Source organism: Pseudomonas halotolerans, assembly GCF_039581215.1.
Taxonomy (GTDB): domain Bacteria; phylum Pseudomonadota; class Gammaproteobacteria; order Pseudomonadales; family Pseudomonadaceae; genus Aquipseudomonas; species Aquipseudomonas tehranensis.
Window position 1 is genome coordinate 160,783 of the sequence record NZ_JBCNTJ010000003.1, and the last position, 14,278, is coordinate 175,060.

The window sequence follows — 14,278 nt, forward strand, 5'->3', positions numbered from 1 at the left end:
GAAACGTCGCACCGCCCCGCTGGGCTGCGAAGCAGCCCCAATGTATCTGCGGCTTAGGTATATCAGGCAGCTCGTCTGGGGGGGCGCTTCGCGACCCAGCGGGGATAAATCCCCTCGCCACAAAAAGCAGATCGTGTCAGCAACTCAGTCCGTGTTGGCCAACACCCGCTCAAGCGTGGGCGTGACCCCATGTTCGCGCAAGCTGTTGCAGCACCACTCGAAGGCTGCCACGAACTCAGGCGAATGGGGAATGGCCGTGCCGAAAATCTCTTCGACCTCCAGCAGCCGCTGGGTCACCAGCGCATCGTCGGCCACCAGCGCCTGGCAGAACGCCGCCCGCGGGTCCGGGATCGAGTAGCTCACGCCGTTTTCGTCCACGCCTTTCAAATACACGGCCCAGGCCGCCACCACCAGCGCCGCGCGACGGGTTTCACCGCCATCGGCAATCAAACGGTTGATGGTCGGCACGGTGAATTTGGGAAACTTCGACGAGCCGTCCGAACACACCCGCTCCAACTGGTCGGCTATCGCCTGGTTGGAAAAACGCTCCACCAGGGTGTTCTTGTAGTCGGTCAGGTCGATCCCTGGCACGGGTGCCAGCTGCGGGGTCACGTCCAGGTCCATGTAAGCGCGCATGTAACGCACGAACAGCGGGTCGTTCATGGTTTCGTGGACGAAGCGATAACCCTTGAGAAAACCCAGGTACGTCAACGCCAGGTGACTGCCGTTGAGCAACTTGATTTTCATGTCTTCATAGGGCGAGACGTCATCGGTGAACTGCACGCCGACCTTTTCCCAGTTCGGGCGACCGTTGACGAATTTGTCTTCCAGCACCCATTGCACGAACGGCTCGCAGACCACCGGCCAGGCATCGTCGATCCCATGTTCGTCATGCAATTGCAGCCGGTGGGCACCGCTGGTCATGGGGGTGATGCGGTCAACCATGGCGTTGGGGAAGCTCACGTTGCGGTCGATCCATTGGCCCAGCTCGGGGTCGCGCAACGCGGCGAATGCCAGCAGCGCCTTGCGGGTGACAGCGCCGTTGTGGGGCAGGTTATCGCAGGACATCAGGGTGAATGCCGCAGTGCCGGCCGCGCGGCGCCTGGCCAGGGCCGCGCAGAGGAAACCGAAGACCGTCTTCGGTTCGTCAGGATGGGCCAGGTCGTGCTGGATCTGCGGCAGGTGGGCCATGAACTCGCCATTGCTGTCGTCGATGCAGTAGCCACCCTCGGTGATGGTCAGCGAGACAATGCGGATGTGCGGATCGGCCAGTTTCTCGATCAGCGCCTGGGCGCCGTCTTCGGCCAACAGCATGTCATTGATGGCACCGATCACCCGAACTTCGGTGTCATCGGTGTCCCCCAGTTCAAACAGGGTAAACAGGTAGTCCTGACTGGCGAGGTCATCCCGGGCACGACGGTCTTCGGCCCGCAGGCCCACGCCGCAGATGGCCCAGTCGAGGCCTTCGCCGGTGTTCATCAGGGCGTCGGTGTAATAAGCCTGGTGCGCGCGGTGGAAGCCGCCGACGCCGATGTGGGCAATGCCCTGGCTGACCTCGCTCAACGAATAAGCGGGCAGGGCGACCTCAGGGTTGAGGTTGTGTAGGTTCTGTCGGTTGAGTTTCATCACAAGTCTCGGCAATCAGGCGGCGACGCGCAGCGCACGGGTGACCGCCACGCCTTCGGCATCGAATAAGTGGCAGTGTTCAGCATCCAGGTGCAGGCTCAGTTGTTCACCGAAACGGCTCGCCAGATCGCCGCGCACCCGCATGGTCAAGGCTTCGCCGGACGCGGTCACAACGTGACAGAACGTATCGCTGCCCAGCCGTTCGCTGACATCGGCGGTGACCTCAAGCGTGCAATCGCCCGGTTGCGCCAGGTTCAAATGCTCCGGGCGAATCCCCAGGGTCACCGCGCCACCGACGCTCAGGCTGGCCCCGTTCAGGGGCAGGCTGATCCGGGTGCCGGCGTCCAGCAGGACTTCACAGCCCTGGCCTTCAAGCCGTGTGACCTTGCCTTTGAGAAAGCCCATTTTCGGCGTGCCGAGGAACCCGGCGACAAACAGGTTGGCCGGCTGGTGATACAGCTCCAGCGGCGAACCGACCTGTTCGACGCGCCCGCTGTTGAGCACCACCACCTTGTCGGCCAGGGTCATGGCTTCGACCTGATCGTGGGTGACGTAGATCATCGTCGCCTGCAGCTCCTTGTGCAGTCGCGCCAGTTCCAGGCGCATCTGCACCCGCAGGGCGGCGTCGAGGTTGGACAGCGGTTCGTCGAACAGAAAAATCTTCGGGTTGCGCACGATGGCCCGGCCGATCGCCACCCGTTGGCGCTGACCGCCCGACAACTGCTTGGGCTTGCGCTCAAGCATCGGCCCCAGTTCGAGGATGCGCGCCGCTTCGTTGACTTTCTTCTCGACCTCGGCCTTGGGCACACCGGCCAGGTCCAGGGCGAAGGACATGTTCTTGCGCACGCTCATGTGCGGGTAAAGGGCGTAGGTCTGGAACACCATCGCCAGGTCGCGCTTGGCCGGGCTGACTTCGGTGATGTCGCGGCCGTCCAGTTCGATGGTGCCGTCGCTAACTTCTTCCAGGCCGGCGATCAGCCGCAGCAGCGTGGACTTGCCGCAGCCAGACGGGCCGACGAAGACCACGAATTCGCGATCGTTCACCTCAAGGTCGATGCCCTTGATGATGGAGAAACCTTCGAAGCCTTTTTGCAGATTCTTGATTTTCAGGTTGGCCATGATGATGGGCCTCCACTTGTCATTTATTCAGTTTGGCTGGAGAAGATCGCAGCCTCGTTGCACTCGACAGCTCCTACGGGATCGTGAAGGCTGTGGGCTGCGTGTAGGCGCTGGCGAAGCCTGCGATCTTTTGGCGATTCATTTCACGGCGCCGAAGGACAAACCGCGCACCAGCTGCTTCTGGCTGATCCAGCCGAAAATCAGGATCGGCGCGCAGGCCAGGGTCGAGACGGCCGACAACTTGGCCCAGAACAAACCTTCGGGGCTGGAGTAGGAGGCGATCAGGGCCGTCAGGGGCGCAGCTTTGGACGAGGTGAGGTTCAGCGACCAGAACGCCTCGTTCCAGCACAGAATCAGCGACAGCAGCACGGTGGAGGCCAGGCCGCCCTTGGCGATGGGGAGCAGCACTCGCACCATTTCCTGCCACAGCGTGGCGCCATCCAGACGCGCGGCTTCAAGGATGTCGCGGGGAATGTCCTTGAAGTAGGTGTAAATCATCCAGACCACGATCGGCAGGTTGATCAGGGTGTAGATGATGATCAACGCAGTCCGCGTGTCCAGCAGGCCAAAGCTCTTGGCCAACAGGTAGATCGGCATCAGCACGCCCACCGGCGGCAGCATTTTGGTGGAGAGCATCCACAGCAACGTGCCTTTGGTGCGCTGGGTTTCATAGAACGCCATGGAGTAGGCCGCCGGCACTGCAATCAGCAGACAAAGGGCGGTGGCGCTGAAGGAAATCACCACTGAGTTCCAGGCAAAGCTGAAGTAGTTGCTGCGCTCGTTGATGTGCAGGTAGTTCTCCAGCGTCGGCGCGAAGATGAACTGCGGCGGCGTGGCGAACGCATCGATTTCGGTCTTGAAGCTGGTCAGCACCATCCAGAAGATCGGGAAGAAGATCAGGATCGCGATGGCCCAGGCCAGCGTACCCAGCAGCAGGCTTTGCAGGCGACGGGATTGTTGAAGTGTCATGGCTGCGGCCTCAATTCTTGTCGGTGAGGTTTTTGCCGATCATCCGGACCAGGATGATGGCGGCGATATTGGCAATCACCACGGCAATCAAGCCGCCGGCCGAAGCCATGCCAACGTCGAACTGCACCAGCGCCTGGTTGTAGATCAGGTAGGCGAGGTTGGTGGAGGCGTAGCCGGGGCCACCGTTGGTGGTGGTGAAAATCTCGGCAAACACCGACAGCAGGAAGATGGTTTCAATCATCAGCACCACCGCAATCGGGCGGGCGAGATGGGGCAGGGTCAGGTGCCAGAAAATCGCGATCGGGCCGGCGCCATCCAGGCGCGCAGCTTCTTTCTGTTCCTGATCGAGGGACTGCATGGCGGTCATCAGGATCAGGATCGCGAAGGGCAGCCATTGCCAGGACACAATGATGATGATCGACAGCAGCGGATAGTGGGCCAGCCAGTCAACCGGCTGCGCGCCGAACAGTTTCCACACCGAGGCGAGGATGCCCGAGACGGGGTGGAAAATCAGGTTCTTCCAGATCAGCGCGCCCACGGTTGGCATGATGAAGAACGGTGAGATCAGCAAAACCCGCACGATGCCTCGGCCGAAAAACTCGCTGGCCTCCAGCAGCGCACTGATCAACACCCCGAGCACGATACTGATCAGCAACACGCTGCCCACCAGCAGCAGCGTATTGGTAGCACCGGGCATGAAACCCGAATCGGTCAGGAAGTACTCAAAGTTCTCCAGCCCGACAAATTCGTTTTCGCCGGGGTAGAGCAGGTTATAGCGGATCAGCGAGAAGTAGACGGTCATGCCCAGTGGCACGATCATCCACAGTAGCAATAAGCCAACCGAAGGGCTGACCAGGAACCAGCCGGGATTGGCCAGGCGGCTTTTGCGAACCGGTGGGGCAATCTCGGTGGGCGCTTTGGCGGTTGTCGTTGAGCTATTCATGGCATTGAACCGTTTTTGTGCAGGCCTACAAAAATCCCCTGTGGGAGCGGGCTTGCTCGCGAATAGGCCAGCACATCCAATATCAATGTGACTGACAGATCGCTTTCGCGAGCAAGCCCACGCCCACAAAAGGCAGAGCGGCGGCGCGGGTTACTTGGGATACCCGGCGCGCTTCATCTCGCGTTCGGTGGTGGACTGCGCTGCGGTCAACGCCTGGTCCACGGTCTGCTGGCCGGTCAGCGCGCCGGCAAAGAATTTACCCACCTGGGTGCCGATGGCCTGGAACTCGGGAATGGTTACCAACTGGATGCCGACGTAGGGCACAGGTTTGAGCGTTGGCGCTTTCGGGTCGGCGACTTTCAACGACTCCAGGGTCACCTTGGCAAACGGCGCGGCCTTCATGTAGTCATCGCTGTAAGTCGAGGTGCGTGTGCCTGGCGGTACGTTGGCGATGCCGTCGGTCTTGGCGACCAATTGACCGTACTCCTTGGACGTTGCCCACGTGGTAAAGACCGTGGCCGCTTCCTTGGCCTTGGAGCTGGCCGGGATGGCCAGCGACCAGGAGTACATCCACGAGGTACCTTTGTCGGTTTTTTCGTGGGGAGCGAAGGTGAAGCCAACGTGATCGGCCACCTTGCTCTGGGTCTTGTCGGTCACGAACGAGCCGGCGACGCTGGCATCGACCCAGATCGCACATTTGCCGCTGTTGAACAGCGCCAGGTTTTCGTTGAAGCCGTTGCTGGACGCGCCCGGCGGGCCGGATTTCTTCATGTTGTCGACGTAGAAATTCAGCGCTTCCTTCCACTCGGGACCATTGAATTGCGGCTGCCACTGCTCATCGAACCAGCGTGCGCCATACCCGTTGGCCAGGGTAGTGATCAGCGCCATGTTTTCGCCCCAACCGGCTTTGCCCCGCAGGCACAAGCCATATTGTTCCTTGGTCTTGTCGGTGAGTTTTTCCGCGAACTCACCAATCTGGGTCCAGGTTGGGTGTTCGGGCATGCTCAGCCCGGCATCCTTGAACAGGTCGGTGCGGTAGTACGTGATCGAGCTTTCGGCGTAGAACGGCAGGGCATAGAGCGTGCCCTTGACCGACAGGCCTTCGCGCACGGACGGAAAAATATCATCCAGGGCATAGCTGGCCGGCAAATCCTTCATCGGTTCCAGCCACCCCTTGGCCCCCCAGAGTGCGGCTTCGTACATGCCGATGGTCAGCACGTCGAACTGCCCGCCCTGGGTGGCGATGTCGGTGGTCAGGCGCTGGCGCAGGACGTTTTCTTCGAGCACCACCCAATTGAGCTTGATGTCCGGGTGCTCGGCCTCGAAGGTCTTCGAGAGCTTTTGCATGCGGATCATGTCGCTGTTGTTGACGGTGGCAATGGTGAGGGTCTGTGCGCCGAAACTGACGCTGCTGAGGGTCATGCAGGTGGAGACAAGCAGAGCTTTTACCGAAGGTTTCATCGCGCACTCCTTTTCCGCGCCCAAGGCTGCGGAAGGACAGTTATTGTTTTTGTGTCTTCCGGATGAAGGGAAGAATGTGCGCTGATTACAGCCCTCAATCGACGGCGTGACAAATCATCCGTCGCACTTGTGCTGATACTTTTTTGCACTGAAGAGAAATGCGGCTAAACAATGAACCCCGTGGCGAGGGAGCTTGCTCCCGCTGGGCTGCGCAGCAGACCCAAAAAACAAGGGCCGCTGCGCGCCCCAGCGGGAGCAAGCTCCCTCGCCACGGGGGGGCTGTCGGGGCGAAAAAATGTCAGCCCTGGTTCTGCTCGGTCAAGCGCTGCACCGCCAGCCGCCGGTAATGGGAAGGGGTCATGCCCTTGAGCTGCTGGAAGCGCCGGTTGAAGTTGGAAATGTTGTTGAACCCGGACTCAAAACACACATCCGTCACCGGCTTGTCGCCGTCGGCCAGCAATTCGCAGGACTTGCTGATGCGCAGACGATTGACGAACTCGATGAAACAGCGGCCGGTGGCCTGTTTGAAGACGCGGCTGAAGTACGTGGGCTTCATGCCCAGGTGGTCGGCGACCTCTTCCAGGGACAATTCCCGTGCGTAATGGGCAAAGATGTAATCCACCGCCCGGTTGGTGCGGTCGATGCTGTGTTCGTCCGCCGGTTGCGCTGCGGTGGCGCCGGAGAGCAATTGATAGTCATCGGTTGCGGCCAGCAGCTCCATCAGGATGAAAAAATGTCCCAGCCGGCTCATGCCTTGGGAATCAGCGATGCGCTGCATCAGGATCATGGCCTGGCGGATGGTGCGCTTGCAGCGAAATTCGATGCCGTACTGGGCTCGCTCCAGCAGAGGAGCGACGGTCTTGAGCTCAGCAAACACCTGATGACCGCTCTCGAACAGCTCGTCGGTAAAATTCACCAGCATGTCACGCTTGGGCACTACCTCGTCCTCGGCGACCTGGCTGATCCAGTTGTGAGGCAGGTTGGGGCCGGTGAGAAACAGCGATTGCGGGTAAAAGTTGCCGATGTAGTCACCGATGAACACCTTGCCGGAGCTGGCGACGATCAGGTGCAACTCGTATTCCTTATGGAAATGCCAGCGCACCAGCGGGCACGGGAAGCCGTGCTGGCGATAGATGATGGACAACCCGTTATGGTCGTCCATCAACTCGTAGGAAGGATCGGTGACTCTTGCTGTTCGGGTCATGGCCTGGCGCTTTTATTGTTATTGCCGTTGGATAATGCCCCCTTCGCCGCACGGGGGCTACCCCGCAGCGCTGGCTGCCTGGCTGTTGCGGTTCTTTTCCTCAATCCACTGGGACATGTATTGAGTGCTCTTGTGCTGGTGGTGACGCAACATGCTGCCGGTGAAGTTCTCCCGGCGCCGTTGCTCAAGGTCGGCGCGGCAGGCATTGAGACTATCAATCAGCGCCTGGGCGTGAACCTGTCGGCGGTAACGGTCCCTCAACAGGGCCAGGCCGTCGTCCTGGGCGCGGGTCCAAAGGCGCTGGTCGCGGTACAACTGCACCGCGGCGCGGGCAATTTCGGCGGCGCTTTGGGCAATCGATCCGGGCCAGGGCATTTCACCCTGCATAGCCTCTGCGCCGATGGGCGTGGTGACATTGGGCGTGCCGCACAGCATGGCCTCGATCAGCTTGCCCTTGATTCCGGCACCGAAACGCAGCGGCGCCAGACAGACACGGGCCGCCGACATGACCTGCAGGGCATCTTCGGCCCAGTTCATGATGTGAAAGCCTTGGGCCGGGTTGTGCAGGGCCGCTGCCTTGGGTGGAGTGTAGGCGCCATACAGGTGCAACTGCGCGTCAGGCAGTTGTTGGCGGATCAGTGGCCAGATGGCGTTTTTCATCCAGAGCACGGCGTCCCAGTTCGGCGCGTGGCGGAAGTTGCCGATGCTCAGGAAATGCGCCCGATCTTCGAACGGCACGCTGGCTTCGCTCGGCAAGTCCAGCATCAAGGGGCACCACTGCAAGAGGTTGCGGGGCAGTTTGAAGTGCTCTACCAGCAACTCGATCTCGACTTCGGACACCATCAGGCTCAGGTCGCACCGGTACAGGGCAGCGATTTCCCGCTTGGCAAGGTCGCTGTCGGCCATCAGCTCGAACGCCTGACGCAGGTCTTGCGCAAACAGATCGCTGAAGTCCTGGGAAACGTCATCCGTCTTCAAACGATCCTTGAGCCGCTGATGCCGGGCGTGGCGCAGGCTTTGCAGATCGGAAGTCTCCAGCACACGAAGGGCGCCGGGGCAGTGTTTTTCGACCCGCCAGCCAAACTGTTCCTCCATCATGAACTGGTCGAACAACACGATATCCGGGGCCAGTTCAGCGATGAATGCGTCGAAGCTGCTGCTGTTGAGTTCGATCGGTACTTCGCCGATGCCCAGCGCGATCAGGTCGGCACGGTTCTCGCCAGGGCCTGCGGGACTGCTGAAGGTAATGTCCCAGCCTTGCCCGAGGAAGGCCTCCAGAATCTGCATGACGTGCCCGCTGGCAGCCGATGAACGCGGCTCGGGCCAGACATAGCCGATAACCAGGACCTTGGTGGCGGTGGGTTGACGCATGAGCGGGGGCTTCCTTGGAACGAATCGACGTGAGCGCGATCAGCGCGGGGCGCCGATAGTGACCAACAATCCCGTCGGGCTCAAGAAAGAATACCGTTGACCTTGTCGCGCAACTGATCGATGGAAAAAGGCTTGCCAATCACCGCCATGCCTTCGGGCACATCAATGCTTTCGGCATAACCGCTGGCAAACAGAATGGGTAGCTGAGGCCGAGCCGATCGGGCCTGCTTGGCCAGCTCGCGACCGTCCATCCCCGGCAGACCGACATCGGTCATCATCAAGGCTATGGGCTGCGCATCATTGCCCAGATACGCCAGGGCCTGTTCACAGCCGTCCGCTTCCAGTACCTGGTATTCCAGCTCTTCCAGCACGTCGACAATCAACATACGCACAATGTCGTCGTCTTCGACTACCAGAATGGTCGGCTGAGTATCAGGAGCGTGGTTGTGCATAGTTGGCATTCTCGGTGTATTGAGTTGGGGAGGTGCGCCGAAAAACGGCCTTATGCATGAGTAAGTAGCGAGGCGGCACAAGTTCCCGGGGTTGTACAAGAAAGGATCTATAGTACAAGAGCTGACAAGGATCGTCGCATCCTCAGGCTTTTTGTGGAGTTTGCGCCTTTGCGCCGTCAGAGTGTGGATCCAACCGGTGTTTTTCGGCAAACTCCACGGTTTTCACTGTCCACCAAGGCTTATTCCATGACTCCTTCGTCTTCGGTTGACGAGCAAAGTTTTCGCAAGCTCCTGAGCCGCAATATCAGCCTGCCCCTTGGCATCGGCGCCCTTAGCGCCGTGTTTTTCATCGTGCTGATCACCTATCTGTTATCGGTCATCCAATGGGTGGGGCATACCGACCGGGTGATCAATAACGCCAACGAAGCGCTCAAACTGAGCGTGGACCTGGAAACCGGCATGCGCGGCTACCTCTTGACGGGCGACGAGCACTTCCTCGACCCCTATGAAGTCGCCAAGCCACGTATCGCCGTGGCCTTGGACACATTGCTGGAATTGACAGCCGACAACCCCGTCCAGGTTGATCGGCTGCGCAAGGTACAAGCGCTTCAGGTGGAGTGGGCCAATTACGCCCAGGACATGATCAACATGCAGCGCAACAGCGGTGATTACCGGGGCGCGGTAAAGGCCGGTCGCGGCAAGCGCTTGACCGATGAGATACGCAAGACCTTCGAAGATATCGTCGAGTCCGAACAGCAATTGCGTGCCGAGCGCAATGAGCAAGTGCGCACCACCACCCTCTGGAGCATCGCGCTGTATCTATTGTTCGTGGCCGCTGTCAGTGGGTTGCTGGCCTATGTCGGACGCAGGGATCTGTTGGGGCTCTCCAACAACTACAGCGCCAGTCTGAAGGTCCAGCAGCAGAGCGCGTTACGTCTGGAAAAGCAGGCCTGGCTGCGCAATGGCCAGACTCAACTGGCGGAGCAGGTCCTGGGCCAACTGACGCTGAACCTGCTGGGGCGCAACATCCTGCAGTTCTGTGCCCAATACATGGGAGCGGTGGTAGCGGCACTTTATGCGCGCGAAGAGAACGGTCTGCTCAGGCGCGTGGCCACTTACGGCATGTCGCGAGAGGATGACGAGCATCATCAGGTGATCGTTGCAGGTGAAGGGATCGCGGGCCAGGCCGTACAACAGGCACGTCTCATCCGCTTGGATGATGTGCCCGACGATTACCTGAACATCAGCTCCGGGCTCGGCCAGGGGGCGCCCAACAGCGTGGTGGTGGTGCCGACCAGCGACGACGACCGGATCAACGGTGTCATCGAGCTGGGCTTTTTACGTCCGCTGACCGAGCGCGATATTGAACTGCTGGAACTGGTGGCCGGCAACATTGGCACCTCCATTGAGGCGGCTCGTTATCGGCAGCGTCTGCAGGAAGTGCTGGCCGAAACCCAGCAGTTGAACGAAGAGCTGCAAGTTCAGCAGGAAGAACTCAGGACCGCCAACGAGGAACTGGAAGAGCAGTCGCGCATCCTCAAGGAGTCCCAGGCCCATCTGGAAGCCCAGCAACAGGAGCTGGAGCAGACTAACGAGCAACTGGCTGAACAGCGCGACGCCATGGACCAGAAGAACAACGAACTGAACCTGGCGCAGGTCCAGTTACAGGAACGCGCCGAAGAGCTGCAGCGTTCGAGCAAATACAAGTCCGAGTTCCTGGCGAACATGTCCCATGAATTGCGCACGCCGCTCAACAGTTCACTGATCCTGTCCAAACTGCTGGCGGAGAATCCTCAGCAGAACCTCAGCGAGGAGCAGGTGAAGTTTGCCGAGTCGATCTATTGCGCCGGTAACGACTTGCTGAACCTGATCAATGACATTCTCGACATCTCCAAGGTCGAAGCCGGGAAACTGGAAGTGCGCCCCGAGAACACCGGCGTGTCGCGCCTGGTGGAAGGCTTGCGTGACATGTTCATGCCCCTGGCGAGCGAAAAAGGCTTGAGCCTTGAGGTGCAATTGCTGCCTGACGCCCCAGCCACGTTGTATACCGACCGCCAGCGTCTGGAGCAGGTACTCAAGAACCTGCTGTCCAACGCGGTGAAGTTCACCGAGCGTGGTACCGTCTGCCTGTCGGTGACTGGTCAGCCGGATTCGAGTATCGCGTTCACGGTGCGTGACTCCGGGATTGGTATCGCCGCCGATCAGCAAGAAAGCATTTTTGAAGCCTTCCGCCAGGCTGATGGCACCACCAACCGCCGTTATGGCGGCACCGGCTTGGGGTTGTCGATTTCCCGTGACCTGGCCACCTTGCTGGGCGGCTCGATCTCCGTTTCCAGCGAACCGGGGCAGGGCAGTGTGTTTACGCTGGTCTTGCCGGAGCGCTATCACGAGCCGGGGGAAACCCCGCAAGAGCCGAGGACACTGCCCACGTCAGCCGCTCTGCCGGTGCGAGCCACCCCGGAGATGGCGTCCCCAGCGCTGATCGCCCAAGTCCAAGCGCCCACCGCCCGGTTCGATGATGATCGCGACAACGCGCCGTTCAAAAGCCGTTGTATTCTGGTCATCGAAGACGAACCCAAGTTTGCCCGCATCCTTTTCGACCTGGCCCACGAACTCGGTTATCAGTGCCTGGTGGCCCATGGCGCCGATGAAGGCTTCGACTTGGCCTTGCAGTTGAGCCCCGACGCGATCCTGCTGGACATGCGCCTGCCCGATCACTCCGGGCTGACGGTGTTGCAGCGGCTCAAGGAGCAGCCTGGAACCCGGCATATCCCGGTGCACGTGATTTCCGTCGAGGATCGCGTGGAAGCCGCGATGCACATGGGCGCCGTCGGCTATGCGGTCAAACCCACCACCCGCGAAGAGCTCAAGGAAGTGTTCGCCCGTCTTGAAGCCAAGTTGACCCAGAAGGTCAAGCGGGTGCTGCTGGTGGAGGACGATGACTTGCAGCGCGATAGCATTACGCGCCTGATCGGCGACGATGACATTGAGATCACCGCTGTCGGCCTGGCCCAGCAAGCCCTGGATCTGCTGCAAACCAACGTCTACGACTGCATGATCATCGACCTGAAGCTGCCTGACATGCTGGGCAATGACCTGCTCAAGCGCATGTCCACCGAAGAGATCTGTTCGTTCCCGCCCGTGATCGTCTACACCGGACGCAACCTGACGCGCGACGAGGAAGCCGAGCTGCGCAAGTATTCGCGTTCGATCATCATCAAGGGGGCCCGATCACCAGAGCGTTTGCTTGATGAGGTCACACTTTTTCTGCACAAAGTCGAATCCCGGTTGTCCCATGAACGGCAGCGGATGCTCAGAACCGCCCGCAGCCGCGACAAGGTTTTCGAGGGGCGTAAAGTGCTGTTGGTGGACGATGATGTGCGAAACATTTTCGCCCTGACCAGTGCCCTGGAGGCCAAGGGGGCGATCGTCGTCATCGGCCGTAACGGCTATGAAGCGATCGAGCGTCTGAACGAAGTCGACGACATCGACCTGGTGCTGATGGATGTGATGATGCCGGAGATGGACGGTTTCGAAGCCACCGCGCTGATCCGTAAGGACCCGCGCTGGCGCAAGCTGCCGATCATTGCCGTGACGGCCAAGGCCATGAAGGATGATCAGGAACGCTGCCTGGCAGCCGGTTCCAACGATTACCTGGCCAAGCCGATCGATCTGGATCGTCTGTTCTCGCTGATTCGCGTGTGGTTGCCGAATATGGAAAGAATTTAGTGGAACGTAACACTGATATTGAAATCCGTTTGTTGATCGACGCGATCTATCTCAAGTACAGCTACGATTTTCGGGACTATTCTGGCGCTTCCATCAAACGCCGGGTCCAGCACGCGCTGAGTCAGTTCGAGTGCAAGACCATCTCGGCACTGCAGGAGCGCGTGTTGCACGACCCGGGCATGTTCATGCAACTGCTGCAGCTGTTGACGATCCCTGTCAGCGAGATGTTTCGCGACCCGTCGCATTTCCTGGCGATTCGCGAAGAAGTGGTGCCGCTGCTCAAGACCTACCCGTCGATCAAAATCTGGATCGCCGGTTGCAGCACGGGGGAGGAGGTCTATTCCATGGCGATCCTGTTGCGCGAGGAGGGCCTGCTGGACCGCACGCTGATCTATGCCACCGACATCAATCCGCGCTCTCTGGAGAAAGCCAAGCAGGGCATCTTTTCCCTTGAGAATGTGCGGGCCTACACCCAGAACTATCAGCGCGCTGGAGGGCGGCGATCATTTGCCGATTATTACACCGCCGCCTACGATTACGCGATGTTCGACAAGACCCTGTGCGAGAACGTGACCTTTGCCGATCATAGCCTGGCGACCGACAGTGTATTTTCAGAAACACAATTAATTTCATGTCGTAACGTATTGATTTATTTTAATAAGAAGCTGCAAGATCGCGCCTTTGGACTGTTTCATGAGTCTCTTTGTCACCGTGGTTTCCTGGTGCTGGGCAGCAAGGAGACCCTGGAGTTTTCGTCTTTCGGCAAACAGTTCGAGCCGTTGGTCAAACAGGAACGGATCTACCGCAAGTTATGAGCCAGATGACCAACAGATCCAGAGCCCCGATCGAAGCCATTGTCGTCGGGGCTTCTGCCGGCGGCGTCGAAGCGCTGCTCAAGGTGTTTGGGCAACTGCGCAAGGGCTTCAGGGTGCCTATCCTGGTGGTGCTGCACCTGCCCGACGAACGCGACAGCCAGATGGCCAGTGTTTTCAACCATCGCCTTGCGGTACCGGTGCAGGAGGCTCAGGACAAGCAGGATATCCAGCCGGGCACCTTATACGTTGCCACGCCCGGCTATCACCTGTCGGTCGAAGCTGATCGCAGCCTGTCATTGAGCCTGGAGGAACCGGTGCACCACTCGCGGCCATCCATCGACGTGCTGTTCGAATCCGCCGCCGATGTCTTCGGCCCGAATCTGCTGGCGGTGGTGCTGACCGGCGCTAACAACGATGGCGCCCGGGGGCTGGCCAAGGTCAGGGAACTGGGCGGGATCACGGTGATCCAGGACCCCGACGAAGCACAGGTTTCGACCATGCCCGAAGCGGCGCTTGCCCTTCAAGAGCCCGACCATCTCCTTACTTTGCAAGGCATCGGCCAGTTATTGGCCGCGCTGGAATGAACCCC

At 59.9% G+C, this 14,278-nt stretch carries 11 protein-coding genes; 3 read left to right on the forward strand and 8 right to left on the reverse strand.

What is annotated here, in order from left to right:
- Positions 1-144 precede the first annotated feature (144 nt).
- The 8 genes from AAIS01_RS05500 to AAIS01_RS05535 all read right to left on the reverse strand — a co-directional run bounded on the left by AAIS01_RS05500 (position 145) and on the right by AAIS01_RS05535 (position 9,079).
- A complete protein-coding gene (locus tag AAIS01_RS05500; protein ID WP_343468150.1) occupies positions 145-1,626 on the reverse strand; it encodes a mannitol dehydrogenase family protein in 1,482 nt (493 codons plus the stop codon).
- 15 nt (positions 1,627-1,641) lie between these two features.
- Entirely contained in the window at positions 1,642-2,745 is a 1,104-nt protein-coding gene (locus tag AAIS01_RS05505) for an ABC transporter ATP-binding protein (RefSeq protein ID WP_092398110.1), read from the reverse strand.
- Between the two features lie 138 nt (positions 2,746-2,883).
- A complete protein-coding gene (locus AAIS01_RS05510) occupies positions 2,884-3,714 on the reverse strand; it encodes a carbohydrate ABC transporter permease (RefSeq protein ID WP_173406940.1) in 831 nt (276 codons plus the stop codon).
- Between the two features lie 10 nt (positions 3,715-3,724).
- Entirely contained in the window at positions 3,725-4,657 is a 933-nt protein-coding gene (locus AAIS01_RS05515) for a carbohydrate ABC transporter permease (protein WP_343468151.1), read from the reverse strand.
- Positions 4,658-4,807: 150 nt separating this feature from the next.
- On the reverse strand, positions 4,808-6,118 hold the full coding sequence (locus tag AAIS01_RS05520) for an ABC transporter substrate-binding protein (RefSeq protein WP_343468152.1): 1,311 nt from the start codon (positions 6,116-6,118) through the stop codon (positions 4,808-4,810).
- A gap of 298 nt (positions 6,119-6,416) precedes the next feature.
- A complete protein-coding gene (locus AAIS01_RS05525; protein WP_256230084.1) occupies positions 6,417-7,322 on the reverse strand; it encodes an AraC family transcriptional regulator in 906 nt (301 codons plus the stop codon).
- A gap of 57 nt (positions 7,323-7,379) precedes the next feature.
- A complete protein-coding gene (locus tag AAIS01_RS05530) occupies positions 7,380-8,693 on the reverse strand; it encodes a glycosyltransferase (protein ID WP_343468153.1) in 1,314 nt (437 codons plus the stop codon).
- A gap of 80 nt (positions 8,694-8,773) precedes the next feature.
- A complete protein-coding gene (locus AAIS01_RS05535; RefSeq protein WP_251009937.1) occupies positions 8,774-9,079 on the reverse strand; it encodes a response regulator in 306 nt (101 codons plus the stop codon).
- 312 nt (positions 9,080-9,391) lie between these two features.
- Here AAIS01_RS05535 and AAIS01_RS05540 point away from each other — a divergent pair, with 312 nt between their 5' ends.
- The 3 genes from AAIS01_RS05540 to AAIS01_RS05550 are packed head-to-tail and all read left to right on the forward strand — an operon-like array spanning position 9,392 to position 14,273.
- Complete coding sequence (locus AAIS01_RS05540; protein WP_343468155.1) at positions 9,392-12,874, forward strand: response regulator; 3,483 nt, start codon at positions 9,392-9,394, stop codon at positions 12,872-12,874.
- Positions 12,874-13,689, forward strand: a complete 816-nt coding sequence (locus tag AAIS01_RS05545) for a CheR family methyltransferase (protein ID WP_343468359.1) — start codon at positions 12,874-12,876, stop codon at positions 13,687-13,689. The genes AAIS01_RS05540 and AAIS01_RS05545 overlap by 1 nt, the downstream gene beginning before the upstream one ends.
- On the forward strand, positions 13,686-14,273 hold the full coding sequence (locus tag AAIS01_RS05550; RefSeq protein ID WP_343468156.1) for a chemotaxis protein CheB: 588 nt from the start codon (positions 13,686-13,688) through the stop codon (positions 14,271-14,273). Before AAIS01_RS05545 ends, AAIS01_RS05550 begins: the two co-directional genes overlap by 4 nt.
- Positions 14,274-14,278: the final 5 nt, after the last annotated feature.

Bases quoted from the DNA above. Each gene is read 5' to 3' on its own strand.
- AAIS01_RS05500 (WP_343468150.1), bottom strand. From the start codon at position 1,626: ATGAAACTCAACCGACAGAACCTACACAACCTCAACCCTGAGGTCGCC.
- AAIS01_RS05505 (WP_092398110.1), bottom strand. From the start codon at position 2,745: ATGGCCAACCTGAAAATCAAGAATCTGCAAAAAGGCTTCGAAGGTTTC.
- AAIS01_RS05510 (WP_173406940.1), bottom strand. From the start codon at position 3,714: ATGACACTTCAACAATCCCGTCGCCTGCAAAGCCTGCTGCTGGGTACG.
- AAIS01_RS05515 (WP_343468151.1), bottom strand. From the start codon at position 4,657: ATGAATAGCTCAACGACAACCGCCAAAGCGCCCACCGAGATTGCCCCA.
- AAIS01_RS05520 (WP_343468152.1), bottom strand. From the start codon at position 6,118: ATGAAACCTTCGGTAAAAGCTCTGCTTGTCTCCACCTGCATGACCCTC.
- AAIS01_RS05525 (WP_256230084.1), bottom strand. From the start codon at position 7,322: ATGACCCGAACAGCAAGAGTCACCGATCCTTCCTACGAGTTGATGGAC.
- AAIS01_RS05530 (WP_343468153.1), bottom strand. From the start codon at position 8,693: ATGCGTCAACCCACCGCCACCAAGGTCCTGGTTATCGGCTATGTCTGG.
- AAIS01_RS05535 (WP_251009937.1), bottom strand. From the start codon at position 9,079: ATGTTGATTGTCGACGTGCTGGAAGAGCTGGAATACCAGGTACTGGAA.
- AAIS01_RS05540 (WP_343468155.1), top strand. From the start codon at position 9,392: ATGACTCCTTCGTCTTCGGTTGACGAGCAAAGTTTTCGCAAGCTCCTG.
- AAIS01_RS05550 (WP_343468156.1), top strand. From the start codon at position 13,686: ATGAGCCAGATGACCAACAGATCCAGAGCCCCGATCGAAGCCATTGTC.